The sequence below is a fragment of the Chloroherpetonaceae bacterium genome, assembly GCA_033763895.1.
Lineage (GTDB): Bacteria > Bacteroidota > Chlorobiia > Chlorobiales > Thermochlorobacteraceae > JANRJQ01.
In genome coordinates, this window is the sequence record JANRJQ010000007.1 from 292,130 (window position 1) to 318,149 (window position 26,020).

The 26,020-nt window shown below is 41.8% G+C and carries 17 protein-coding genes; 9 read left to right on the forward strand and 8 right to left on the reverse strand.

Annotated elements, in window-relative coordinates; all coding sequences use genetic code 11:
• Positions 1–105 precede the first annotated feature (105 nt).
• Positions 106–2,151: an LruC domain-containing protein gene (locus SFU91_06360; protein MDX2128642.1), complete on the forward strand. Its 2,046-nt coding sequence runs from the start codon at positions 106–108 to the stop codon at positions 2,149–2,151.
• Between the two features lie 45 nt (positions 2,152–2,196).
• On the opposite strand, the gene SFU91_06365 is transcribed toward SFU91_06360, so the two are convergent.
• Positions 2,197–5,634 carry an ATP-binding protein gene (locus SFU91_06365; protein MDX2128643.1) on the reverse strand — a complete coding sequence of 1,146 codons (3,438 nt, stop codon included), beginning with the start codon at positions 5,632–5,634 and terminating at the stop codon, positions 2,197–2,199.
• Entirely contained in the window at positions 5,624–6,736 is a 1,113-nt protein-coding gene (locus SFU91_06370) for an FIST N-terminal domain-containing protein (protein ID MDX2128644.1), read from the reverse strand. The genes SFU91_06365 and SFU91_06370 overlap by 11 nt, the downstream gene beginning before the upstream one ends.
• A 361-nt stretch (positions 6,737–7,097) precedes the next feature.
• On the opposite strand from SFU91_06370, the gene SFU91_06375 reads away from it, so the two are divergent.
• The 6 genes from SFU91_06375 to SFU91_06400 are packed head-to-tail and all read left to right on the forward strand — an operon-like array spanning position 7,098 to position 14,140.
• Positions 7,098–7,553, forward strand: coding sequence for a response regulator transcription factor (locus tag SFU91_06375; protein MDX2128645.1), 456 nt, complete (start codon positions 7,098–7,100; stop codon positions 7,551–7,553).
• An 18-nt stretch (positions 7,554–7,571) separates the two neighbouring features.
• Positions 7,572–8,426 (forward strand): sugar transferase, encoded by an 855-nt coding sequence (locus SFU91_06380; protein MDX2128646.1) that lies wholly within the window; start codon positions 7,572–7,574, stop codon positions 8,424–8,426.
• On the forward strand, positions 8,426–9,139 hold the full coding sequence (locus SFU91_06385) for a TolC family protein (protein MDX2128647.1): 714 nt from the start codon (positions 8,426–8,428) through the stop codon (positions 9,137–9,139). The genes SFU91_06380 and SFU91_06385 overlap by 1 nt, the downstream gene beginning before the upstream one ends.
• Before the next feature lies 1 nt (position 9,140).
• A complete protein-coding gene (locus SFU91_06390) occupies positions 9,141–11,360 on the forward strand; it encodes a Wzz/FepE/Etk N-terminal domain-containing protein (protein ID MDX2128648.1) in 2,220 nt (739 codons plus the stop codon).
• A complete protein-coding gene (locus tag SFU91_06395) occupies positions 11,361–12,641 on the forward strand; it encodes a glycosyltransferase family 2 protein (GenBank protein ID MDX2128649.1) in 1,281 nt (426 codons plus the stop codon). It abuts the gene before it with no gap.
• A complete protein-coding gene (locus tag SFU91_06400; GenBank protein MDX2128650.1) occupies positions 12,638–14,140 on the forward strand; it encodes an O-antigen ligase family protein in 1,503 nt (500 codons plus the stop codon). Before SFU91_06395 ends, SFU91_06400 begins: the two co-directional genes overlap by 4 nt.
• A 98-nt stretch (positions 14,141–14,238) precedes the next feature.
• Here SFU91_06400 and SFU91_06405 read toward each other — a convergent pair whose 3' ends face one another.
• The 3 genes from SFU91_06405 to SFU91_06415 are packed head-to-tail and all read right to left on the reverse strand — an operon-like array spanning position 14,239 to position 17,983.
• Positions 14,239–14,817, reverse strand: a complete 579-nt coding sequence (locus tag SFU91_06405; protein ID MDX2128651.1) for a tetratricopeptide repeat protein — start codon at positions 14,815–14,817, stop codon at positions 14,239–14,241.
• 28 nt (positions 14,818–14,845) lie between these two features.
• On the reverse strand, positions 14,846–15,379 hold the full coding sequence (locus SFU91_06410; protein ID MDX2128652.1) for a tetratricopeptide repeat protein: 534 nt from the start codon (positions 15,377–15,379) through the stop codon (positions 14,846–14,848).
• A 24-nt stretch (positions 15,380–15,403) separates the two neighbouring features.
• Positions 15,404–17,983, reverse strand: coding sequence for a M14 family metallopeptidase (locus SFU91_06415; protein MDX2128653.1), 2,580 nt, complete (start codon positions 17,981–17,983; stop codon positions 15,404–15,406).
• Between the two features lie 930 nt (positions 17,984–18,913).
• Here SFU91_06415 and SFU91_06420 point away from each other — a divergent pair.
• Together SFU91_06420 and SFU91_06425 are read left to right on the forward strand one after the other, a co-directional pair.
• Positions 18,914–19,513, forward strand: a complete 600-nt coding sequence (locus tag SFU91_06420) for a DUF6624 domain-containing protein (protein ID MDX2128654.1) — start codon at positions 18,914–18,916, stop codon at positions 19,511–19,513.
• A 379-nt stretch (positions 19,514–19,892) separates the two neighbouring features.
• Positions 19,893–21,110 (forward strand): cation:proton antiporter, encoded by a 1,218-nt coding sequence (locus SFU91_06425; protein MDX2128655.1) that lies wholly within the window; start codon positions 19,893–19,895, stop codon positions 21,108–21,110.
• Between the two features lie 385 nt (positions 21,111–21,495).
• On the opposite strand, the gene SFU91_06430 is transcribed toward SFU91_06425, so the two are convergent.
• The 3 genes from SFU91_06430 to urtA form a co-directional block, all read right to left on the reverse strand.
• A complete protein-coding gene (locus SFU91_06430; protein MDX2128656.1) occupies positions 21,496–22,473 on the reverse strand; it encodes a response regulator in 978 nt (325 codons plus the stop codon).
• Between the two features lie 88 nt (positions 22,474–22,561).
• Complete coding sequence (locus SFU91_06435) at positions 22,562–24,667, reverse strand: ATP-binding protein (GenBank protein MDX2128657.1); 2,106 nt, start codon at positions 24,665–24,667, stop codon at positions 22,562–22,564.
• Positions 24,668–24,679: 12 nt separating this feature from the next.
• Positions 24,680–25,951: an urea ABC transporter substrate-binding protein gene (urtA, locus tag SFU91_06440; protein MDX2128658.1), complete on the reverse strand. Its 1,272-nt coding sequence runs from the start codon at positions 25,949–25,951 to the stop codon at positions 24,680–24,682.
• Positions 25,952–26,020 lie beyond the last annotated feature (69 nt).

The window sequence follows — 26,020 nt, forward strand, 5'->3', positions numbered from 1 at the left end:
TTCGTCTTTAATCGATGATTCATGCCCACTTATCGAATTCCCCGAATTACATCTCACCGATGAAAATATGTTTGCGATGTCTTGTTAATCTTTAATTCGCAACTTATGATACTTCTCAAAAAACAACTGATTGCTTTACTCATCCTCTTATGGATTGTTGGGTGCTCATCTCAAACAGAACCTGAGATGACTGCTTCAAATAAAACAACGGAAGAGTTAACGATTCCGGCCACTTTCAATTTCGAAACGGTTTCAACCGTCAATCTTCACATCAGTGCCAAGAATGGTACGGGATCGCCCTTAAAGCAAGTGAAGCTTTCTTTACTGATGATTGGGGAAGAGGGCGAGCCACTTCATCTCGGCTCCGGATCAACAGATGCAAACGGTAAGTTTGATACTAAAATCACCGTACCAAATTGGGTTCAGGAAATTTATGTTCAGACCGAATATCTTGGTTTACCAAATTATTCAGCTTTTGAAATTCGTGGCGGCGTCTGTGAAGGTGATATTGCTGAAAATGCCATTGAAAATCCATTTGTGAGTGAAAAAGTTACTTTGCATTCTTCCTTTGAAGCGACGCCAACGGCAACCCTCACCGCGCTTACCTATCGATTTTTAGGGACTTGGAATGGGCAAGGCGTACCAAACTATCTTTTGGGAAGAGATAATGTTTCACAAGATCTTTTGGATGACATCAACGCATCGTTACCTGAAACTCGGCCGGTTCCGACTTTCAATCCACAATATCTTCGAGATATTGATATGAACACGCGTTTGCAAGATAGCGCGGAGGTATTTGTCACATTCGTTCATGAAGGCGCCGGCTGGGTGAATGCCCTTGGATTTTTCACTTATGAACTCAGCAATCCGCCCCAATCGTTAAATGACATCGATTCGCTTACGCTAGTATTTCCCAATGTTTCTTATATCGGTAGCGGTGGTGGGCTTCGCTCCGGAGATAAAGTAAAATTAGGCAACTTCAAAGCCGGCACCGGAATCGGTTGGTTTTTGGTACCTAACGCGTGGCAAACCAATACAAGAAGTGTTCTCAATGCAGGCAGTGTCCAAACCAAATACTCGGTAAAAGACTTTAATGCTTTTACCACCGCTCAGTTTCGCCAGCATGTTATTCTTTTGAAAGATGAATCACGCCAACTTTTACTCTTGGGCTTTGAGGATACTTCTCGACCCGGCGGCGATAATGATTTCAATGATGCCATTTTTTATGTAACTGCGAATCCATACACCGCCGTCATCACTGAGGATTTGGATTCGGTTCAAGAGGCCATTGATTCTGACGGCGATGGGGTATTTGATTATATGGATGAATATCCTACTGATGCGGCGCGCGCCTTCAATGTATATGCTCCCGCAAAAAATGCTTTTGCGTCACTTGGCTTTGAAGACTTGTATCCTGTTAAAGGTGACTACGATTTCAACGACCTTGTGGTGGATTACAATCATCACCTTGTGACCAATGCTCAAAACCGCGTCGTTGAAATGAAATCAACCATCATTACAAGAGCAATTGGCGGGATATTCAAAAACGGGTTCGGATTTCAGCTTGGTGTTTCCCCTTCAAGTATTTCAAACATCACAGGGCAAAACATAACTGAGAATTTCATTGCGAGAAACGAAAATGGAACTGAAGCGGGCCAATCAAAAGCGGTGATTATTGCTTATGATAATGCCTTTCGAAAACTTGCGCCACCCGCGGGCTTTTACACAGTTAATGCACAGGAAGGGTCACCATTCATTACACCGGATACAACAAAGCTTAGAATTTCCTTTAGCACACCACAAATTGTTTCGGAGTTGGGAAGTTCGCCTTTCAACCCATTTATTTTTGTCAATAAACAGCGCGGCTATGAAGTTCATTTGCCCAATATGCAACCGACAGACTTAATGAATACGAGCCTTTTCGGCACGGGTAACGACAACACCCTTTTGCCATCACGCAGTTACAAAACATCTCGAGGCTTGCCTTGGGCAATTCATATTCCCGTGAAGTTTGAATACCCGATAGAAAAAAGAGATATCACACGGAGTTATTTACGATTTTCAATTTGGGCTGAATCGGGAGGTTCATTGTTTCAAGATTGGTATTTATCAAAGGCTGGCTATAGGCAAGCGGCAAATCTGTATCGATAAGATTATTTCAAAAGGAGAAGAAAGGCAGTTTTAGGACTGCCTTTCTTATTTTGAATGGAGTCTATTATTTAAGAGCAAATAACAAGCGCTTAAACGGTTCTTAAACTTGATGAGATTTTGATCTAATTTTTGGGAATCTATGAAGTTTTCATTTTCACAAATTTCTTCTATTTCAGAAAGTACATTTTTTTGTTCAGGAAACCCCATCAAGTGAAAGTTTGGCTTGATTTTGTGAGCAATACTCTTTAGCATTTGATAATTTTTTTCTTCATAGCTCTTGATTAAAGCATCCACTTGAGCCGGCATTTGTGTGAGAAACAGATCAATCATTTCATTGATGAATTCAACATCACCACCTGCAAAAGTTTCAAGATTTTCAAGATTGAGTTTTTCGTGATTCTCTCCCTCTTCAATAGAGGAAGTTGTTTTTTTTGGGGCATCTCGTTTATGTGATTCAATACCCGTCAGTGAGGAAATTTTATAAAAGAGATCATCAGGATTGAAGGGTTTTGAAATGTATTCATTCATCCCAACAGCGAAACATTTTTCTCGTTCCTCGGTCAGAACACCGGCTGTCATTGCAAGAATCGGCACATTGGCTTTTCTCGGATTTTTCAACTGTCGAATGCTTCGAGTTGTGGCGTAGCCATCCATCCCCGGCATTTGTACATCCATTAAAATGAGGTCGTATTCACCGGCTTCAACTCTAATAATCGCCTCCTCGCCGTTTGAAGCAATATCGGGGTTGATTTTCCATTTCTTTAAAGTATGTGAAGCCACAACTTGATTGATGTAGTTATCTTCAACTAAAAGAATCTTCAGGCCTTCCAAACTGCCATTGGGGAAGTCGTGATTTGAAAATGGGCTTGAAAGTCCTTTGGTAATCGGGAGATTCAGGGTGACCGTAAAAACCGACCCTTCACCAATCTTACTTTCAACTTCAATTTTTCCTTCATGAAGCTCAACCAAATTCTTGACAATGGATAAACCCAGCCCTGTTCCGCCAAATCGTTTGGCTGTATCAAGATTACCTTGAGAAAAGCTTTCAAAAATTGAATCCAAATGCTGTTCATCAATGCCGATTCCGGAATCACGAATCTTAAACTGAATCGATGCCCGCTCATTTTTGCTTTGTAGTAACACCGCCTCTAATGTGACTTTCCCCTTTTCTGTAAACTTTATTGCATTGCTCAAAAGGTTGGTGAGAATTTGATAAATGCGCGTGGAATCGCCGATGAGATACTCAGGAATATTTTGATCGATATTGCAATTGAATCCCAAATTCTTTTCTATCGCCTTAGGCTTCAATAGATTTGTAATGTTATCAATAAGGCTATGCAATTGAAATGGTTGAGAGAGAATTTCCATTTTACCTGCTTCTATTTTTGATAAGTCAAGGATATCGTTGATAATCACCAAGAGATTATCCGACGATTGCTTAATGGTTTTCAGAAAGTGCCTTTGTTCATTTGATAGTGGGGTTTCAAGCAAAAGATTCGAGAGACCGACGATCGCATTCATCGGAGTGCGAATTTCATGACTCATATTTGCCAAAAACATTTCCTTCGCACGCTTGGATTGCTCTGCCACTTGAATGGCATTCTTAAGATCTTTTTCAGCCTCCTTTAGGGCAGTAATATCAAGCCCAAATCCAAGTAAATCTGTTACTTCTCCGTGTTCATTAATTACAGGGGTAATTTGACGATAGTAATGAAGTGTTCTTCCATCTTTGGTAGTGATTTCTTCTTCAAAAGAGACATTCTTTTTAGCTCGGGTTGCTTCCAATTGCAAGGCGGTTCTTTTGGTGCCAATGGCCAAGTCAAGCCCGCGATATTGGCAATACTCCTCGTTTGTTTTTCCAATAATCCATTGGCGTGTCTCTTTATTAGCCACAGCGCTTGGTGTAACAAATCTGTATCGATTATTGACATCAAATACCGCCAATTGAGCTGGCATTGTATTGAGCACCTGCTCATAAAAGTTTTTCAATTCATTCAATTCCTTTTCAAAGCGGTTGTTTCGAATCGCAGTTCCAAGAATATTGGATACTGCTTTGAGAATTGAATCTTCAGAACCAAACCATTGACGCTCATCATTACAGACATCAAACCCGATAAACCCCCAAAACTCCTTGTCAATAAATATGGGGGCAATCATAATCGATTTCACCCCCCTATGATTCAAAATCTCAGCCTCAGGTTTTGGAAAAAACTTCGCGACTCCGCCAATGGTATTCCCTTGCGAAAGCTCAGTGTACCAACGGCTAAAAGTTGGGAAATAGTCATATTCCTCCGGAATCGTTGAATCATTCGCGAGTTTTAAGTCACTATTATTCCACTCATATCGGCGGCGCATCAATTTATTTTCGCTATTTGAACCTGTTACATTTTCATAAATGTAAACACGATCGACATTGGCACCCTTACCAATCACGCTAAGCGAGAATTGGATAGCTTTATCCAAGTCTTTATCCTTTAAAATTCTTTCAGCGGCTTTTGCAACCCCATTAAGGATTGAATTTTGAAGTCTCAGCGCTTTTTCTACTTTTAGTCTTAGAGTAACATCACGGTAAATCCAAAGGTGTCCTTCATATTCACCATCAATGATAATTGGAATAAAATCACGCTCAACCACGCGTCCATCAGCGAAATCAACAATTTGATTAATAACTTGTTCTTTTTTCTCGACAATGGCTTTTACGTTATGAACAAACTGTTCCGGGTACAGAAAGAGATGTTTAGAATTTTCAGCAGCATCGGTGCAGTCTAATCCCACAATTTGCTCCGGCTTTAATGGGATTGAAAAGAGCTCGCAAAACATTTCATTGGCAAGCACAATATTGCGGGTTTTATTTTCAACCAATACTGCTGCATTAAAATTGGCGACATGCGTTTTGTAAAGCGTTTCGCTTCTTGAAAGCGCGGCTTGTGCCAATTTTCTCTCACGAACCTCAGAAACCAACTTTGCATGTGAAATCGAGGCCTCTAAAGAGACCGAAAATTTCTTTACAACACTGAGTAGCTTTTTCGGGAGCAATAATGAAATGTCATTGAACGCGTAGCGAAGTTTGAGAATCCCAATTCGATCAAGTTTGAAAACAAGCAAAGACCCTTTATCCAAGGTTCGATCTAAGAAAAGCGATTTGCGGCTTGCCTCTTCATTTGAATAAGCAAAAAAATCAGCGTCGCCTAATTCTTGAACCAAAGGATGTGTGTAAGGCAGGGTATCAATCTCGGAAAGTGGTAACGGGGCAGAATAAACTTTAATGAGTGAACTTTTTGAAATACTAAGTTTATCTCCGCCCAAATATTTTGAATCAATCCATACAGAGGCAGAAATAAATGCTTGCCGTGAGAGCAATGCAGAGATAAATGAGGAACAATTTTCTTCAAGATCAAGGGAGTTACCAATCGAAAGTGATACCTCGTAAAGGGTTGATATTTCTTGAACGATGGGTGTGGATTCGCGAGGATCATTTATCATAACGTGTTCCAATGACAATGGTTTTATTGTAAAAATCAATAAGCCCGTCTCCGTGAGAGGCAATTTCACCTAATGTTAATACACCCTCAATGTAATCGGATTTTACGGTCTGTTCTAAAACTTTCGAAATCGCAGAAATTTCTTCTTTATACTTTCCTTCCAAAAATAACGCTCTCGAAATGCAGTCAATAACCAAAGAATCCGCCGGCGTACCTTTTTGGCGAAGGCTTGCTCTTGCAGCATGCGACGCCGCCTGAACCAATGATTCTTCGTTTCCATTGAGCAATCTCAAAGCGGCATTTTGAGGCACTTCTCCAACGCAAATTAACTCATCATGTTTTCCAACCATAATCGGGTCGCGAACCAAGTCCTCACCCACTTCCCGGCAAAGCGCCAAAGGATAGTGCTTGGCGATTCCAAAGAAGTTTTCTTTTTCAACCATTATTCTCTCTACTTTCGAAACGAAGTGTTTGTAAACTTCAAATGCAGGAAGCCAATTCAACTCTTCAATCACATTTTTGTACGATTTCGTTACCAGCATAAGATCGCTTATCGGATGCCAACCGTGGCGAACACCGATTTCCATTTCTAACGACGAGAATACAATGATGGCCGCGTTTTCAAAAAGTCCTTCGTTCGTGAAAAGGCAAGGCTTTCGTTTAAGGGATAACGACCCGGCGCCGCCGCCCATCACTTTTAGGGGTAAATCCATTGCAGATTGAAAATTACGAAGAAATGATGTGATAGAATCCGCTAAGCCGTCAACAAAACAAAAAGCGCTGTGCTCAATCGATTTTGATTGAATTTTTCTCTGAATTGAATGAACATTGGCATTCGCAAGATCTTCAACTACAATCGGCTTGTGATGAGTCGCTATTCGCTTAATGATAACGCCCAGATCTTGCTTCTCTCCATCACCAATGACCGCGGGAAAAAGCCCTCCAAAAAAGGGTATCTGCCTCTGATTCAGTGTTTGAATTAAATCGTGGAGGTTTAGCTCTACGCCTTCTGCTACGCCAATAAATACCGTTTCGCTTTTCTGTAATCGAAGTGATAGAATGGCTTCAAGGATTGATTCTTTTGTTGCGCTTGTGATGTACATAGTATTGAATGAATTTTTTCAAGCTATAATTCATCATCGCAAGAATGAATCGAGAATCGACGAAACAGCCTTTTTCATCGATGAATTTCCCTTTTTTCTGGTTCAATGCAACTTCTCAATTTCTGAATACCCTTCATTCAGTTTGATTTGTTCGTACTCAATATTTCTCACCTTCTTTCTTTGAAATAAGCTCGATGCTGTAAATCTCTGATTGATTAAACGAGCATCTCAATCGATTCATCGAGAGTTATTGCCTAATCATCGAAGAGGAACTGCTATCGCTCATAATGCCGCGTACTTTGCATCGTTCTTAACAATGATTTCAAAGAATCAAAATCGTAAACACTAAATCATAAAAACAATGCAATACAATATTCTATTAATCGACGATGAACCAATGATGCTTCGTGTCTTGAAGCAATACTTTCGCAAAAGCTTCAATGTCTTCAGCTGCACCGATGGCATTGAGGCGCTTCAATACCTTCACCAAGTTGAAACTTTTATAAAAGAGGCCTCTCATTACAAAGAAGAACCAAAAAATGGAAGCAATTCTCTTCCCAACGTGATTCCTGATGTCATCGTCGCAGATTTGATGATGCCAAATCTTGATGGGTATGAATTTATTAAAGCCTTGCGCGCACATCCACGATTTAAAAACGTTCCGCTCATTATGCTCTCAAGCCGCGATACCAGCGCCGACCGAATTAAGTGCCTTAAAGCCGGTGCTGATGATTATGTGATTAAACCCTTTAATCCGGAAGAATTGCAAACCCGAATTCAAAATCTTTTGAAACGCACGAAGCATGTCGCTGCCTAATCATTTAATATTTCATTCATGTCAACTGTAAAAAATTATATGACCACAGAATCAAATATTGGTCTTCTCTTTTTGCAGAGAGGGGACGCGCTTCACCAAGAGCAACTTGAAGTTACTGAGGTAAAAACCCCTCTCTTAAAGCGTGGGTTTGATGTTTTGGTTTCAGGAACCGCCTTGCTCGTACTTTCGCCTCTTTTTTTGATTGTTGCAGCAATCATCAAATTAAGTTCTGATGGACCTGTGTTTTACTTTTCAAAGCGCGTAGGGAGAGGTTGGGAGATATTTGAGCTCATCAAATTTCGAACAATGTTTACCAATGCTGAAACTCAGCTCGCGTCACTGAAGCATCTCAACTTATACAGCGAACAAAATTCTAACAACGAACCATCGAATGCCTTCAAAGATGAATCCTTAGAAATTGACTCTCAAGGAATGATATTTATCCAACCCGATGGCACAATGATTGATGAAAAGGACTTAACCGCCGTGCGGAAGCAAGCTCAAAAGGAAGTTTTTTTCAAGTTAAAAGATGATCCGAGAATCACACCGCTTGGTCGTTTCCTTCGCAATACAAGCATTGATGAACTGCCGCAGCTCATCAATATTTTCCGAGGCGATATGTCGCTTGTTGGCAATCGGCCGCTTCCCATCTATGAAGCGGAAAAACTCACCACTGATGATACCATTCTACGGTTTTACGCGCCTGCCGGGCTTACCGGCCTTTGGCAAGTGACCAAACGCGGAAAAGGCGATATGAGCGAAGAAGAAAGAATTGCTTTAGACAATCATTATGCAAAGCACGGCAGTTTTTGGTTTGATATCAAACTCATATTCAAAACCATTCCTGCATTGTTTCAAAAGGAGAATGTGTAATGCGCTTGCAACTTCAATTTCGATTCACCCTTTGGATCATGCTCGTTCTTACTGCTTCGTTTGAATTGCAATCTCAAACGAGACCGTATCAAGAGATTGTCTCAAAATCAGATAGAATGACCGTTGATTCCTTGGTCATTGCGGCGTATAAGAATTCATACCTCTTGGAGGGGCTTCGTGAGGGAATCACTGTCGCGGAAGAAAAGACTTTTCAAGAAAGCATGCATTGGCTTTCAAATCTTCGCTTTGGCGTTCAGTTTCTCAATCTCCCCACAAACCCCGATTACAACGGAGGAAGCATCATTCCAACGCTTGGGGTCAATATTAGCCTCGATCTCGAAGGACTTGTCACCCTACCGAGCAGAATTTCTGGGGCAGAAGCCGGAAAGCGTGTCATTGAAAATGAACTCTTAAAGCAAAAGCGCATTCTTCGCACTTGGGTTGAAAGCAAGTATTTCGACTACCTGCAAAGTCTTGAACTCCTAAAATTGCAATACGCCATTTTGGAATCGCAAGAAGAGCAAATGAAATTAGTCAAAGCACGCTTTGAAGGTGGCGAATCGAAAATTGAAGATTATCTCCTAATTCAAAACGCCATTGCACAAACCAAACAAGCCATCGTTCGAGCGGAAATTGAGGCAAAGCGCATTGAGCGAGAATTGGCGATTGCCACCAATGAAAAAGAAAATTTAAACGGATTAATGGAGCGTTAAAATGACCGAATTTATTTCAATTGTTCGAACGCTTCTGAAGAAGTGGAAACTCTGGGTGGCAATTCCTATCCTTTCAGCTGCTGTTATGTATGGGCTAACCTTCAATGAAAAGAAGGTTTATCAATCCGACGCCTTGATGCAACTAAATTTGCAACAAAGTAAAAGTTTGAGCCTCACCGAAGACGCTTTGCAACAGCATGAGATCAATCTTCGATTTGAAAACTTGATTGAGCTTCTCAAAAGCCAACGAACTTTGGAAGAAGTTCGCGTGAATTCACTGCGCGATTTCTATCTCGCGAAACATCAATTTTTTAATTGGGAACTCGCGCCCTTCCCAATTTCTGATTCACTGGAAGTGATTGCCTTACTTGATTCCATTTCTTTTGAAAGCCGCGAAAGCGCTCAGCAAGGGGTGAATTCCGAGAAGTGGCAAAAGCTATCTCGCTTCTTGGATCAAGAAGGCGTTTCAGGCGAAGACCTTCAAAAAGCGACAAGCATTGGTCGAATTCGAAACAGCGCTTTCATTCGCGTTTCTTTCGAAGCCGATTCCCCGAAAAAAGCCGTGTACTTCGCGGGGTTAATGATTGATGCAATGATTTCTCAATATGCCTTTCTTTCACGCTCACGCTCTTCATTCGACCGTGAAATGTATGAACGCTTGGTTCGTGAAGCAAAAACGGTGGTTGACCAAAAAATCAAAGGGCTTGAGCGATATAAGGTTCAAAACAATGTGATCAATTTGGGTGAGCATACAAAAGCGATTGTTGGAAAACTCGTTGAACTTGAAATCGAACGAACTCATCTGAGAGAAACCGAAGCATCGAAATCACGGGCATTAGAGAAACTCCGCGAGGCCTTTCAATCGCGAGGGTCTTTGCCCATAAACATTACATCAAACGCTCGGCTTGTGAAGTTAAAAGAAGAACTCACACTCTTGAACCAACGGAGAATTCAAAACCGTGTGTCACTCGAATCCATAGTCGATACAACCATTGAAATTCAAATTGCCAACTTAAAATCAAAAATTGAATCTGAAATCAAAACCCTCATTCGCGATCAACCCTATGATATCCGCGAATCCCGCCAAGATTTACTTTACCGATACACGTCCAATGAACTTGAACTCTCTGCGGTTACTGAAAGCTTGCCAATTCTTGAAAGAGAGATTGAGCGAATGTCAAAATATGCGAATCGCTTTGCGCCTCTCGAATCAAATATTGGAACAATGGAAAAGGAGATTTATGTCGCGCAGGAAAGCTATCTCGTGTTACTTAATAAATTGAACTTAGCCAAGTCGGTTGAGCTTGGGCAATCAGGAACTGATATAACCATTATCGACCCGCCCAAATATCCTAGTAGTGCAGAGCCATCAAAACGCCTAATGCTCATTTTACTTGCCGGTGTTGCCACTTTTATTTTGGTGGTCGTCACATTGGTCCTCATCGAACTCTTGGATAAATCCGTTCAAAGTGTTGAACACTATGAGGCGCGCTCACCTTTTCAAGTCATTTGCGCCATTCCTTCTTCTGAAAGCACAGAGTCATCTTCTATCGCCCCTGTTCAAGTGGCACAAATTAAAAACGAGCAGTTGAAGCGGCTTCGCAAACACTTCATTCAAAATCAAAATGAAGAAAAAGTCACTTTGTGGTTTTCAACGCATCAAAGCGAAGGCGTTTTTGACATTGCCCGTGATACCCAATCTTTATTGACAAAAGCGGGATATCGATGTTTAATCCTTCATGCCGGTTATGAACCCTCAAATACTAACGATGTAACGATTAAAAAGTATTCAGAGATTATCAATGGCGAATCTCTTTCAAGTATCATCTCAGAAAGCATTCTCACTTTTGACCCCAGCGAAGGCTCTCCTTTTGAACAGCGCACGCCAAATATGTGGCAAGCCGATTTCAATATTCTTAAAACCCAATTTGATTTCATCTTCATTTTGCCTCCCGCACTGGTTGAATCAACTGATTGGAGCGAGTGGGCACAAGTAACCGATGCCGCACTTCACATCTTTAAAGCCAATCGGTTATTCTCCGCTGCCGATTTGCGGCTCACCGGAGAGCTCAGCCGAATGATTAAAGTTGGTGGCGCCGTTGTTTTTAGCCCATTCATCGAGAAAATGGAGTCACTCATCGGAGAGGCTCCCAAAAAGCGCAGCCGCTTGCGAATCTTTGCCAAACAGATTCTTCAACATTCATTTGGAAAAGCAGCATAAATGATTCTTCTCGATTTTCTCGGACAAATTGTTTTCACCGTATTGTCAGTAATAGGGTTCATACTAACTTTTTTTTCGATTCTACTGTTGGTGCTCTCCCTTTCAAGCCGTATTGAATTAAAACGACGCATGACCCTGCTATACCCCAACCCAAGGCTTGTAATTTTGATTGCGGCTTATAAACCAAATTCGTTTTTACTTACCGTGCTTCATCGGTTGATGGAAGCGCGGGCTTTGCTTCGTCACCCGAATCTTCAATCGGAAATCGTGGTGCTCTTTCAAGACACCGCTCCGGAACTTGTTGCGAAAGCCAAAGCGCTCCCTATAACGGTGCTTGAAGCGTCCTTCCAACATCTTTCTGGCAACCCGTATCATCATGCTTTGCGATATGCTGTTTCGCAAATCGATGAAATGGACTTTCACCCGTCGCACCTGCTTTTGCTGGATAAAGACAACCTACCGGAAATCAATTATTTTGAAAAACTATTACCACACCTTCATACTTCCGCCGATTTGATTCAGGGCAAACGGCTTCCTCTCAACGTAAGCAATGCTTCAGAGCAATTCGATTTTATTTCGGAGCATCTCAATGATAGGATGTTTCGTTTGGGTTTGCTTCGGCTTGGCGGTGAATTAGAAATCAGCGGAAGCGGAGTTACCTTTCGCTATGAACGGTTTCGCGAAGCCATTCAAACCCTTGATTCCCGCTCACCCGGAATGGATAAAAGCTTAATGATTGAGCTTTATAAAAAACGCTTTGTTTCGATTTTTGCTCCCGAGTTGGTTGTGTATGAAGAAAAGAGCGCCGAGCCTACCATACTCGAAAAGCAACGCATTCGATGGCTTGGCGCTCAATATTTTAATGCCTTCTGTCATGCCCTCGATTTAATTCTCTCATCTCTTCGCGAGAAATGGATTGCCCCGCTTTTGTATTTGATTGTTTTGCTTCGGCCGCCTCGTTCCGTTCATGCTCTCATTGCTTGGGCCGTCACAGGCGTTGAAATCATCTATTTCTTCATTTATAGCACTTTTCCGAATCACCTTATTTTGGGAGTACCTTTTGGGATTTTCAATTCACTGTGTTTAATCGTTTCTGCCTTGCTGATTTCGGAGTCGCCGTTGGTTCGAAAATCGATGTTACAAATGGCATTGCATTTGCCTGATTTCGGGCTAAGAATTTTCCGCTCAACGCTTCAAGGGTTAAAGCGAGAAAATCAAGGGAAATTCATCCACACCGTTCATCACTTTCATGACACCACATTAAGAACGGAGCATCAGTGATTCACCGCGAAACCAGCCCAGACGCAATCTCGCAAAGGCCACACGTCGCTCAGCCAACGCTCGGCGAGCGACTTTTAAACGGCGTTTATACCAAGCTCATTCTTCCCCGACTTGAATCGCCTTTAGGCATATTTATACTTGCGCTAATGGGTATTGGCATTGCCTTGCTTGGCGTTAAAATGGGAAGTGTTATTCTCATTCTTTTTATCACAGCCTCGATTGGGTTCCCGATTGTTTTCTCAACCCTCTTTTTCCAACAGGTTGGAATTTACCTCTTGCTTTTCTTTGCCTTTTTCTTGGGCACTCTTTTAATGGCACTCCCATCCATTCAGATTGGCTTGATTCAAGACGTATTGATTCTCTTTATGTTTTCGGGGCTTTTGATTCGCACTTATCGAAATGGAGAGTGGCGGACTTTCAAAACGCCCCTCAATCTTCCCATCGTTCTATGGATTGGGTATAATCTCGCTCAAATTGCCAACCCTCAAGCGGCTTCGCGGGAAGCGTGGTTTTATGTTATGCGTCCTGCGGTGGGCTATGTTCTTTTCTTTTTTATTGTTTATCACGCCTTAAGCAACAAGGCATCGGTGGTTACGCTTCTGAATGTTGTACTCGGATTCGGGGTTCTTTCTGCAATGTGGGGCATTGTTCAGTACTACGCAGGATATTTTGATTTTGAAATGACTTACATCGTCTCACACGAAGCCGTTCATCTTGTCTTTAACGACGGGCGTTGGCGAAGCTTCGGGACAATGGCATCACCCTCTCAATACGGAATCTTGATGGCGTGTTTTCTTGTCGTTTCGGGTGTGCTTGCCGTAACCGCGCAAAAGCGAATGATGCAATTCCTTTATGCCACCGCTGCCGTCTTATTCTTATTTGCGTTGCTTTACTCAGGAACACGCTCGGCCTTTGTGATTCTCCCGCTTTCCTTTATGATGATGACGATTCTCGCGCGCTCTGTTAAAATGCTTGTCACAGCGGCAATCTTTGGTCTCTTTCTTTTTGGGCTGATTCAAATGCCCACCAACAATTATCAATTGCTTCGGCTTCAATCGGCCTTTAACGGCTCAAATGATCCTTCGTATCTCGTGCGGAAAAAAAATCGGGAAATGATCATGCCTTGGATTGCATCTCATCCGATTGGCGGCGGCTTAGGCTCTACCGGCGTATGGGGACAACGATTTTCACCAAACACATTTCTTGCCAATTTCCCACCCGATTCAGGCTTGATTCGCGTGGCGGTCGAATTAGGTTGGATTGGGCTTCTATTCTATCTCTTTCTTTGGGGGAATATTTTAGTTCGCGGCGTGACTTCTTATTGGAAACTACAGGAGCAACCCTTAAAGCCAATTTCGATGGCGCTTCTTTCCATTCTCTTTTCGATTCTGGTGGTTGAATACGCTCAAGACATTGTTGGGAAAATGCCGTCATCGTTGCTCTTTTGGGTTTTTCTTGCGTTGCTTTTCAGAAGCACCAGCCTAAATGAAGCGACTTGAAACAATAAACAAGTGAACCCACACACTACACGACCACCCACCGAAAAAATCATCAAAGATGTCTTGTTTTACAAAGAACTGCGCGAAACCAAATTGCGCTACTCTTTTCCTTCAATTCTCTCTTTTAAGCGATTGGCAAGAATGGTATTCTTCTCTCGAATCATTTGATAAACGGTTTGCGCAGAGTCCTTTTGACCCAAGTTCACATAAGCAGCACCCAAACTAAAAAGCGATTCATACATTTCCGGATTCAATTCCACGGCTTTTTTATAAACAAGTTTTGCCCCTTCAAAGTCACCGGTTTTCATGAGCACATTGCCCAAGTTTTGTTGGGCTTCGGCGTTTTGAGGCTGCATTTGGGCTAATCGCGTGAGAGCAGGTAAGGCATCGGCATACCGTTCTAATCGAAACGCAGTTAGAGAGAGCAGTTGAAGTGCCGCGGTATCATCGGGGCTGATTTTGAGAAGCTCTTTCCAAGAGGAAATGGCTTTATCATAATTTTTTACGCTTGAGTAAGCAAGGCCCAATCTGAAGCGGGCTTTAACATTATTCGGTTCAAAACGAACGAGTTGCTCAAGGGCTGTGATATCTTCAGCGGCTTTGTTTTCGCCGCATCCCGCAGTTAAGAGTGCTGCAAGCCCAATGAAGAAAAGCGAGGAAATGATGTTGGTCTTCATAAAATATTTTGATTTAACTGCCTGCAATTTACAAAAGCGATTTCACACGCAGCGCAAGTTCGCGGTCGGTCATTTCTAAAAGTCGATACTCCCTTTCGAGTGCCTCTTTATTCCCCATTCGAAAATGAATAAAGGCAAGCGCCATTCTTGCCTCGGCAAAGTTGGGGTCAAGCTTTAAGGCAGATTCCGCGGCTTCAATGGCCTTGGTGCTTTCGCCCAAGTCATCGAGCGCATTGGCTAAATAAAAATAGCCATCGGGCTTTGAGGGATTCACATCCACGGCTTTTTGAAAAGCACTCGCCGCTTCTTTTAATTTTCCTGCGTTAAGCAGCGCGCCGCCTAAGCCAAAGTAAAGCTCTTCACTTTTTTCGCCGCGTTTTTCAGCTTCTTGAAATGCCGCAACCGCTTCATTAAACCGCGAAAATTCTAGCAGACGCTCCCCAAGTTGCAGATAGGCCTTTTCTTCTTCCGCCATCGAAACCAATCGACTTCTGAATTCCGGCTCAAATGCACTTGTGATGCTTGGGCTCATTTGCAAAAGATAGTCTTGAAGTGAATTCATTGTTTCAAATTAATTATCGTGATTCTAGTGATTGTCGTTTTCCCCTCCCCCGCCGCGCGATTCCCGCAATAGCGCACTAAAGAAAATGGCGTTCATCAAAATTTTATTCGTACCAAGCCAAAAGGCACGGAAACAGAGATTCTCCGGAAACACCACCACGCTTCCATTCCGCCGTGCGGTTACAATTCCCGTAGCGGCACCGCTCGCAAGCGGCATTTGTTCAGGATGCATGTAACCGCTTTGAAGCGGCTTTTGGGCATAAGTAAACGCGGGCATTGCCGTTTGCTTAGGCTTTTCTAAAAAAGTACGTGTGGTTCGAAAAAGAAATTGACGCGGCTCTTCATATCCAAACGCGAGCGGATTTGTCAGGTCAAGCCCAACTTCAAAAATGCTGCCGGCGAGAACCTTTGCGCCTTCGTAATTCGCCACATCCCGAAATGGAACATTGCCGGGCTTTACCGTATCGCTTTTTAACTTTTTTATCACTGCCGATGAAAGCCCCTTTTCAATAGCCCAATCTGCTGCCGATTCCAGCGCAATCATCGTTCCGCCGGCCTCAACCCAATCGCGAATCTTCTTCACCGACTCCGCATCAAGCTCTGAATACGTGCCTCCCGTCATCAAGAGAATATTGTAACGATTCAAATTCATCGCGCGTATACGCCGCCCCTCCGAGAGCGTCACGGCCATATTCATCCGCGAATCCAAGAGATGCCAAACATCGCCCGCATCGGTTGGTGAAACACCCGCCCCTGTAATGAGCAATATTTTTGGCATTTCAAGCGGCAAAAATTTCTCACTCCCAAGTGCCGGACCTTCAAGGTTTAAGCCGGTTGTAAGTGGCACAACCGTTATCGCATCTTGCTCTGCAATCTCAGCCAGCCGCCGTTTAATCGTTTCTTGGCTTAGGCTTTGATTTCCTAACGGAATGACAATCGTGCCTTGTGCAAAGCGCTGGCGCTCTCCGGTGGAAAAAGGCTCACGAGCGACATACGCGCGAATCCCAGATTTCATCAAGCGATACAGCGCTTTGGGTGCATAATAATGTTTCCATTCAAAGGCAAAGGCATAAATGCTTCCGGTGGCACTTGGCATTTCCCCTTTCGGAAAAGAGGTTGTGGGAACTGCTTCAACTTCCGGGGCTTGTTTCAAAGGCGCAAATTGAAATCCAAACGCCCGCGCCATCGACCACGCCGAAATGTCATAAAATAGGCTATCGGTAAAACTGGTTTGTTCTTGAAACATCGCTTGCAAAAGCTTGGTTTCGCGCTGAACAAGCGGCAGGTAAAGACTTTCTTCCTTCTTAAAGACTAACCCCGATTGCGCCAAATCTTTCTTTAGCGATTTGAATTCAATACCGTGCGCTGCAAGGATCTCTTGAAAATGAAAGAGCCTTGCACGGTCGCCGCCCGCACTGATGAGATACCCTTTGGTTGCATCGCGCAGGGCTTCTTCATACGCCGTTGCAAAAGCGTTTTGCTGATACTGAAGTAGCTCCGTTCGAAGTGCCACACCTGCGCGAAGCGTTGAAAGCGAAGTGGTTACTTGATTGCGAATTGTGAATGGAAAAGTTACCGTTCCGTTACTGCTTTCTTGGGCATGACCGCGAGCGCTCGCTTGCTCAAACAAGATGCCCACACAGCCGTGAATATCGGGGAAGGTTGAGCCTTTGCCGTAATAGAAATCATCGAATCCCTCTTTGGTGTAATAAAGAGAACCGATGCCATCAAGCGCTTTGGCGTGAAAGGCCGCAATTTTCTCAGTGAGGGTTTGATTGATTTTTGGGGTGAGCGGGTTTGTTCGCGAAGGCACACCGGGCTGAAAGAAAAATGTTGCGTTGGTGCCCATCTCGTGATGATCCGTTAAGATATTGGGCATCCACTCATGAAATTTTGCCACGCGAGCTTTGGATTCCTTTTGTTGAACGGGCATCCAATCGCGATTGAGATCAAACCAATAATGATTAAACCGTCCTGAAAGCCACGGCTCTTGGTGCTCGGCGTGATTCGCATCGGGGTTGATGACTTCCCCTTTATGAATGTTTGCCCAATGTGCAAAGCGTGCGATGCCATCCGGGTTGATATGCGGGTCAAGTAAAATGACCGTATTTTTTAGAATAGATTCAATTTCCTCTCCTTCTGCCGCCGCAAGGTAATACGCAACAAGCACCGATGCATTCGCACCACTGGGTTCATTGCCGTGAACCGAATACCCCATCCAAACCACCAAGGGCATTGCCCCAAGCGACGCCGGCTTTCCAGCCAAGGGCTCTGTAAGCTTTCGATGTGCCGCTTTTATCGATTCCAAATTCTTCATGTTTTCTGGGGAACTCACCGTTGCCAAGATGAGCGGCCGCATCTCCACCGTTTGGCCAATCGTTTCAACCTTCAACCGCGGCGATTCCTTCACCAACAGCTGAAAATAGGCGTCGATTTGATCGGGCCTTAAATGCCAATCACCCACTTGAAACCCAAAAAATTTTTCAGGCGAAGTAATTTGCGCGTTCAATCGGGTATTTGGCGGAAAGTAGTAAGAGGTAGGAATTTGCGCCCAAAGCGCGGAAGAAGTGAGGAGGAACAGCCCAAGAATGAAAGCTCTTTTCAATGGTCGTTTCGTTTTGTTGTTAGATACCGTCTGGTAATTTAAGCAAGCGTCCGTTTTGGAAAAGGAATTATTCCGCGATTTCACGCGTGTTTGAAATGGAAGTCAAGTGTGAAATAACCTTCGATAAGCAGCAATTCAATCGAAACATTGGGGAAAATCACCGAAAAAAAGCAGCTCTTTAAAATTGTTTTAAGGTTAAAAACAAAATGTTTTAAGGCTTAAAACAAAACGTTTTTAAGTTAAAAACAAATTGATTTTAAGCTATTCTTACTTTTTGAAAGCCTTAAATTTAGTTGAAAAATGCGTGTTTTAGGGTATGATTGTGCTGCAAGGGGGTTGCGCTTCTTGGAACCCCACGGCATTTCTTTTCATGTCATTCCAGCAAAAGAAGAGTGTCCAGAATTCTGCACGCCGATTATTCGCGTGGTGGATGGGCCTGTGTGGTGGTTGAGCTTCTTGAAACCACCTGCCACATGACACGGTCATTTCGACAGGCTCAATGACCTCCCTCTTTGTCATTTCGAGGCTTTATGATGCTCATTAGGCTCGCAGCGTGAAATCTCTGACCTTCAGCACACCAAAGATTTCTCCCTTCGCATCGGTCAAAATGAGACGCATTTTTCCTTCTCGCGATAAATGAGGTGTTGAGCCTTTTGAAACCACCATCCCTTCCCTGTCAAATCGTTCCTACATTAAACTCCATAGGCTCATTGCGGTACTGAAAAGTAAAAGCTAAAAAAACCGAATTGTTCCTACTTCAAAAATAATTTTAGAAATGTTGATGAATAAGTTAAATGTCATATCAAAAAATGGCCTTTTGACGGATAAAAAAAAGGAGTAACACCAGACAACCTTGTCATCTATATTTATGTGATTTTATCACACCTATAAGCGGTCTCGAGGGAAGTAAAAAAAAAGAGAAGCAAGAGTATGACTTACGAAGAAATTGCCAAAAAAATAATTGATCTTAAAAACGCGGACTTAGCTTTAAGGGACAAACTTGTTCAAAGCCATCAACTACATGACGGATATAACCAAGAAATGGCAGAGTTGCACATCAGAAACGCAAAAATCTTAAACGAAATAATTGACACAATCGGCTATCCAACATCCGATAAAATCGGAAAAGAAGCAAGTCAAGCCGCTTGGTTGATTATACAACATTCTATTGGACAACCTGACTTTATGAAAAATTGTGTGAAACTATTAGAAGTCGCTGTTAATGAAAACAACGCCGACTCTATATACTTAGCTTACTTGATAGACCGAGTAGAAGTATTTGATGGAAAACCTCAACTTTACGGAACTCAATTTGATTGGGATGAAACCGGAGAATTAAGCCCAAACGATTTTGATGACTTGAAAAAAGTAAACCAAAGGCGAAAATCTATCGGCCTGAACACACTTGAAGAACAAACAAAAATTATAAGAGAACAAGCGAAAAATGAAAACCAAACACCTCCGATAAATTTTAAAAAACGAAAAGAAGAAATTGAACAATGGAAAAAAACAGTTGGTTGGTCAAATTAAAACCGGCTGCATACAAGTCTCTTGCTTTTAGTGAGTTAACATGCAAATTTGGAGTTTTGTGCAACTAATGACTTTTAGGAAAAATGAAACTCTATTCAAAGGGACCCAAGCAACACCAAGTCTGAAAACTTTTTGCTAAGCTCAACTCGCCTTACCGAACATCGGTTTTGCTTAATGCTCCAATTCAAAACGAATCTCTAATGTGGTAAAATCTCTGCACAAAAATTTAACATTTAGAAATGCAATAACTGTTAAATTTCAAATAAGCTAGGAAATCAATACTTCTACCTTTAAGCTAACGATTGAGAAAAGTAATTAAACCAAGCTAGTTGAAGTTCTACAATCAAGGAATCATATATCACTATTGAATTCATTACCTATGAGTGCAGCACAGATTGAATTCCCCTTTTTCACCAACTTGCTCATCCTTTTGGTAGGAGCAAGAATTTTTGGAGAAATCTTTGAACGATTTAATCAACCTGCAATGATTGGCGAAATAATTGCAGGAATTATTTTAGGTCCAAGTTTATTGAATCTGATACACAGAACCGAAGAAATTAAAGTAATTTCGGAATTAGGGATATTCTTATTAGTAATTTTAGCGGGGCTTGAAATAGATATTGATGATATTCTAAAATCCTTAAAAGGAAAAAATATCATCATTTCCCTTATGGCTTTTTTTGTACCAATATTTGGAGGAATATTTATTGGATACATATTTAATCAAGATATCATGACAACAGTTTTTATAGGATTATGCGTTGCAATTACAGCACTTCCTGTAAGCATTCGAATTCTTATGGACTTAGGGAAAATAAACTCCGAAGTCGGGCAGAAATTGATTTCAATCGCGATCTTTGATGATGTTTTGGCTTTATCAATTTTAGGTGTATTATTAAATATAAAAAACTCTGACATGTCTGTAGCATCTATTGCTACTGCGGTTTCATTATCACTTTTCAAATTAATTGTCTTTATTTCACTTTTGACCTTAGCATATTTAGTAATAAAAAAATTATTAAAAAAAGGCAATTATATTCAAGAATCTCTTGATAAATTTATGTCCTTGTTAAAAGGAAAAGAATCATTATTTGCATTTTTCTTTGCATTTATTCTTTTGTTTTCAACGGTTACTGAAAATCTAGGTCTTCATTTTATTGTTGGAGCATTTTTTGCAGCAATGTTAATTAGCAACTCTCTTATTGGTAAAGATAATTTAACAGCTATTGGAACGACAACAAGCAATATGGCAATGGGATTTTTGGCTCCAATATTTTTCGCAGGTATCGGTCTTGAGTTTATTGTTTCTTCTATAAGCAATATTGGCCTTTTATTATCTGTTATTGTTGTTTCTTACGTATCAAAAATTGCAGGCGGATTTTTTGGAGGGACTCTTATAGGACTTAACAGACAGGTTTCATTGACACTAGGCGTTGGTCTTAATGCAAGAGGTATTATGGAACTGGTCATTGCGAATATTGCTTATCGAAACGGTCTTATAAGTACAGAAATTTTTTCAATTTTAGTAATAATGGGTGTTCTTACAACCTTAACAACCCCCTTTCTATTAAGGAGTGCATTTCTTCGTTTAGAATAGAAATTTCTTATTATTAATTCGATATACTTGAAACACTCAATCAAATCTTATTTATAATAAATTCTAATAAATTTCTAAAATTCCGAATTCATTTTCTGTCAATTTATAAAAAAAGTAAATTAATATATCGTTAGAAGAGATATATTTTCATTAGACGATAATCCTTGTCTTAAACAGCATATTTTTTATCTCTTTTGGCTTTAATCATAAAAAAAGCATGTAAAGATAAAAAAGAGATTTTAATTTTTATATTTGGCGCTTAATCTAAAACCAATCTTTGAATTTTTGGAAACGAGGAGGAGCCTTTGAGAAATTTATTTGGGAAGGAATAATGAAACAAACGAATAGAATCAATAAGTAGTCGGATGGGGTAGAAATTCTATTTTTAACTTCTTGGCGTACGGGAGAGAATTGATTGTGCCGCTCGTAATCGAAGCCGCAAGGCACTTTCCTCAGCCGATGTGTATCCGCTATCTGGAATGAGTGTTTCAGCTGTTCTGCGAATATTTTTCTCGGGTGTCTCTCGGTAATGGGAATTTTTTTTCGCAGCCTCAATAATGGTTTCTTCAAGCTTTGGTTCGTCTGAAGGCTTAATTAAGTACTTAAAGACATTGAGTTCATTAATCGAGCGCACGGCAAGTGTTGCGTCCTTCACTTCCGTTAGAATAACGGTAACGATTTGCGGATATTCTTTTCCAATCGCGCTTAAAAAATTGATCGGATCCTCTTCATTAAAATTAACGTTGCTCACCACAACAGAAACCGGCGTTTTCGCGAGTGTCTTAAAGGCTTCATCGACTGTTGTCGCACCTAAAGTCTCGCACGATTTGCTGTAGGTTTCCACCAAACGGTTTAATTCGGGAGGATTAAAATCCACGAAAAGGACTTGAATACTCTTTTCTTGTACTTCCAAATGCGTTTTGAATTGATTCGCACCGCTTTTGTTTCGAATGGATTCAGGGATGTAGGTTTGAACCTCTTGTACTTTATCATAAATGTTGACCGAAAGCGAAATCAATTTCGTCAAACTTTCGGTATTCCACGGTTTATTGATATAGCGGAAAACTTCGCCGGCATTTACGGAACTTAATATGGCTTCAAGGTCAGAATAGCCGGTAAGAAGCATTCGAACCGTATTGGGCTTAATGTTTCTTGCTTCACGGAGAACCTGATGACCAAGCATTCCGGGCATGCGTTGATCAGAGACAATAACTTTAATTTCTTCCCGTTTTAATATTTCAAGCCCTTCTTTGCCGGTGGCAGCAGTAAAAACACGATACTCATCATCAAAGAGATCGCGAAGGGTGCTTAAAATAAACGGTTCATCATCGATAAACAGGATGCACGATTTGTCGTCTGCCATTGCTTGTTGATTTTATTGGAGCGTGCCAATTTAAGAAGTTTTTACGAGATTCTTTTCTTTCGTTATTAAAAAAGTTCAAGACAAAAAATCACAACTTTCGTTGCGTAAGCGGAATTCTGACACGAAAGGTTGAGCCTTTTCCTACCGTGCTATCAACCTCAATATCTCCGTTATGCTGTTCGACAATCTTATAAGCGATGGAAAGACCGAGTCCTGTTCCCTGCCCAATCGGTTTTGTAGTATAAAATGGTTCAAAAATCTTCTTCAGATTGTGAGATTCAATTCCCTTTCCGTTATCGGAAATTGAAATCACGGCTTTTCCATCCTCAGTGTAAGTTTTGATTTGAATGACTCCGTTTTCCTCAATTGCTTGCGCTGCATTGGTAATCAGATTCAAAAAAACTTGGTTGAGCCGAGAGGGATAACACTCTGCGATAAGCCTTGGTTGATACTCCTTAATAATTTCAACTTTATACTTCAAAAATGGCGTTGAAATCAGAATGGTCGAGTCAAGTCCTTCATTTATATCTACCGATTTAAAGGCAGATTCATCAAGCCGCGAAAAATTTTTAAGATTAATGATGAGCTCTTGGATTCGATCAAGTCCAATCAGCGATTCATTGATACGCGTTTGAATCTTTTCAAGCGCATGTGTTCGGGTTACTTTTTGATCAATTTCTTTTACCTGATTAATCAATACTTCAAGTTTCTCCATTTCACCGGCTTCAAGCAGCCTCAGCATCTCTTGATGAGACTTGAGCGATTCAGAAATAAGGGTGTGATTTTTTTGAATGATATCGACACTGCCGCGCACAAACCCCAAGGGTGTATTGACTTCATGCGCAAGCCCCGCCACCATTTGCCCAAGCGACGCCATTTTTTCAGATTGGATTAATTGCGTTTGAGAAGATTGCAATTCATCCAACGTTTTTTTGAGCGTTTCATTGTTTTCTCGAAGTTCCTCCGTTCGCGATTCCACCTTTAATTCCAAAGTTCGATTGGCTTCCTCAAGTTCCAATTGAGATTTCTGCAAATTCTCGGTCATCAAGTTAAACGAGGCGGCGAGCTGACCGATTTCATTTCTTTCTTTGACTTCCGCCCGTTGAGAAAGATTTCCTTTCGCAATGGAATCCGTCACTGCCGTCAATTTGACAATTGGTTTTGAGATTGATTTCGCGACCGAAAGTGCCGCAAAAACAACTACCACTAAGGTTAGAATAATGATCACGATCAAAATCAACTTTAACCGTTCGATTGGCGCAAATGCATCGGCTGTATCAATTTTTATCACAAGTCCGCTGCGCAACGAAGGAATGTAACTCCACACAGCAAGCACTTCTTCCCCTCTGTAATCTTTTACCACCCCGCTTCCACTTTTGCCTTGCACAGCCTCCTCAAGTGCAAGGTCGCTGTTGCTTCCAATCAAAATTTTCTTTTTGAAGGCAGCATTTGCCGCATTGCGAACATTGGTCAGGAATACGGCCTCGCGGCTGCCAGAGATACGCGAAACAAGAACCGATTCGCCCGTTTCACCTAAGCCGGTGTAATCATTCACAACACGGGAAATGTCATCGTTATCAAACTGCGCGATAAGCACGCCCAACGCTCGACCATTCTTAAACACCGGGGAAGCAAGAAATGCCGAGGGTTCACCGGCACCGGGTAAAAAACTGAAATCAGAAATCTCTGTTTGCAAAATGGTATTTGAACGAGTGAAAACGCGTGCAATTTCAGAACTTTTATATTCCGTTGATTTAAAACTCACCCCAATCTGCTTCAAATCATTGGCGGCAAAGAGCACATCACCTGAGGTTGAAATGAGGTACAAATCTTTGAATTGGAAATTATCTCGGTAGTCAAGCATTTGCGGGCGAATCAAATCCAAAGCGCCTTGATAGGCAGGCGTTTGAATCCCATCATTTGAAATTGTATTGCTGAGCTGCTCGGTAAATGAAACAATATCAGGAATTCGTGAAAGAGAGGTTGTGTTGCGTTTTCGCTCCGCCAGAAAAGATGAAATTTGATTGGCCTGCCGTGTCGCAATGGCATTCAAGCTGTTGGTGATTTCCTCTTGAAGTGAAGACTCGGCACTTCGATAAGAAACGAAAGTTAAAAGGGCTTCTGCCGGAAATTCAACGGCAATGAAAAGCAAAAGAAGCTGCAACCACAATTTCGGTTTCTGAAACAAGTTCATTCTTGACTATGATTATCGTTTACCCGGATTCGCCCACTGACCACCCCACGATTTGTAGAGTGAATCCAAAAATTGTTGCCACGCCTCTTTGGTTCTCGTTGCTGGGTAAGGCAACGGCTGAATTGGTTTATCAGAATCCCAAACAATTTGAAACTGTCCATCTTCGCGAATTTTCCCAATACGGACAAGCTTCCACGTGTGTTGATTTTCTTTATCAACATACACCAAGCCCTCAGGAGCATCAAAGGCCAAATCGCCAAGCACCGCGCGAACCTTTGTAGGCTCCGGCGATTTTGCTTTATTAACAGCCTCAGCCCAAAGGAAAACGCCAAAGTATCCGGCTTCAATGGGGTCGTCAGTGACACGGTCTTTTCCATACTTGTTTCGAAACCGCTCAATGAAATCAAAGTTATCTTTGCTGTCAACACTTTGGAAATAATTCCACGCGGCAAAATCACCAACCATTTGTGGAATGCTGAAACTCCGAAGTTCATCCTCTGCAATACTAAATGACATTGTTGGAATTTGTTCAGGCAAAATTCCGGCAGCCCGAAGTTCATTAAAAAACGGGATGTTACTATCGCCATTAATGGTATTCAGAATAAGATCGGGTTTTGCTTTGAGAATTTTCTCAACCGCGCCTTTCACATCCTTCGACCCGAGAAGTATGTATTCCTCACCAACCACTTCGCCACCCAAAGCAAGAACTTGCTCTTTAATAATTTCATTGGCAGTTCTCGGGAAAACGTAATCGGAGCCAATGAGAAAAAAGCGACGTGCTTTTCGTTCATCGAAACACCATTTGACCGCCGGAATAATTTGCTGATTGGGTGCCGCACCGGTATAAACAATGTTTTTAGAGCTTTCAAGCCCTTCGTACTGAACTGGATAAAAAAGGAGATGATCGTATTTCTCGAAGATGGGTTTCACTGTTTTACGGCTTGCAGAGGTCCAACATCCAAAAACCACGCTCACCTTTGCGTTTTGAATTAAACTATCGGCTTTCTCGGCAAAGGTTGGCCAATCCGATTTTCCATCAACCACAATCGGAACGACGGGCCTTCCTAAAATTCCACCCTTTGCGTTGATTTCCTCAATGGCCATTAATGTGGCATCTTTTACCGCGGTTTCACTAATTGACATCGTTCCGCTAAGAGAATGCAAAACGCCCACTCGTATTGGTTCAGGCTTTGAACACGATTGAAACAACAGCATTAAGCAGAGCGGAATAAACAGGGTACGGGATGGGCTATAAAATTGAAAAGAAAAATTGAAACGGTTCATTGTTTGTGAAATGTTACTTTAACTTCGTAGAAGTTATAAATGTGTACTTTCTTTTCAAATTTCAAAATC

Excerpts from the sequence above, each read along its gene's own strand:
- SFU91_06360 (MDX2128642.1), top strand. The coding sequence starts at position 106 with ATGATACTTCTCAAAAAACAACTGATTGCTTTACTCATCCTCTTATGG.
- SFU91_06365 (MDX2128643.1), bottom strand. The coding sequence starts at position 5,634 with ATGATAAATGATCCTCGCGAATCCACACCCATCGTTCAAGAAATATCA.
- SFU91_06370 (MDX2128644.1), bottom strand. The coding sequence starts at position 6,736 with ATGTACATCACAAGCGCAACAAAAGAATCAATCCTTGAAGCCATTCTA.
- SFU91_06375 (MDX2128645.1), top strand. The coding sequence starts at position 7,098 with ATGCAATACAATATTCTATTAATCGACGATGAACCAATGATGCTTCGT.
- SFU91_06380 (MDX2128646.1), top strand. The coding sequence starts at position 7,572 with ATGTCAACTGTAAAAAATTATATGACCACAGAATCAAATATTGGTCTT.
- SFU91_06385 (MDX2128647.1), top strand. The coding sequence starts at position 8,426 with ATGCGCTTGCAACTTCAATTTCGATTCACCCTTTGGATCATGCTCGTT.
- SFU91_06390 (MDX2128648.1), top strand. The coding sequence starts at position 9,141 with ATGACCGAATTTATTTCAATTGTTCGAACGCTTCTGAAGAAGTGGAAA.
- SFU91_06395 (MDX2128649.1), top strand. The coding sequence starts at position 11,361 with ATGATTCTTCTCGATTTTCTCGGACAAATTGTTTTCACCGTATTGTCA.
- SFU91_06405 (MDX2128651.1), bottom strand. The coding sequence starts at position 14,817 with ATGAAGACCAACATCATTTCCTCGCTTTTCTTCATTGGGCTTGCAGCA.
- SFU91_06410 (MDX2128652.1), bottom strand. The coding sequence starts at position 15,379 with ATGAATTCACTTCAAGACTATCTTTTGCAAATGAGCCCAAGCATCACA.
- SFU91_06420 (MDX2128654.1), top strand. The coding sequence starts at position 18,914 with ATGACTTACGAAGAAATTGCCAAAAAAATAATTGATCTTAAAAACGCG.
- SFU91_06425 (MDX2128655.1), top strand. The coding sequence starts at position 19,893 with ATGAGTGCAGCACAGATTGAATTCCCCTTTTTCACCAACTTGCTCATC.
- SFU91_06430 (MDX2128656.1), bottom strand. The coding sequence starts at position 22,473 with ATGGCAGACGACAAATCGTGCATCCTGTTTATCGATGATGAACCGTTT.
- SFU91_06435 (MDX2128657.1), bottom strand. The coding sequence starts at position 24,667 with ATGAACTTGTTTCAGAAACCGAAATTGTGGTTGCAGCTTCTTTTGCTT.
- urtA (MDX2128658.1), bottom strand. The coding sequence starts at position 25,951 with ATGAACCGTTTCAATTTTTCTTTTCAATTTTATAGCCCATCCCGTACC.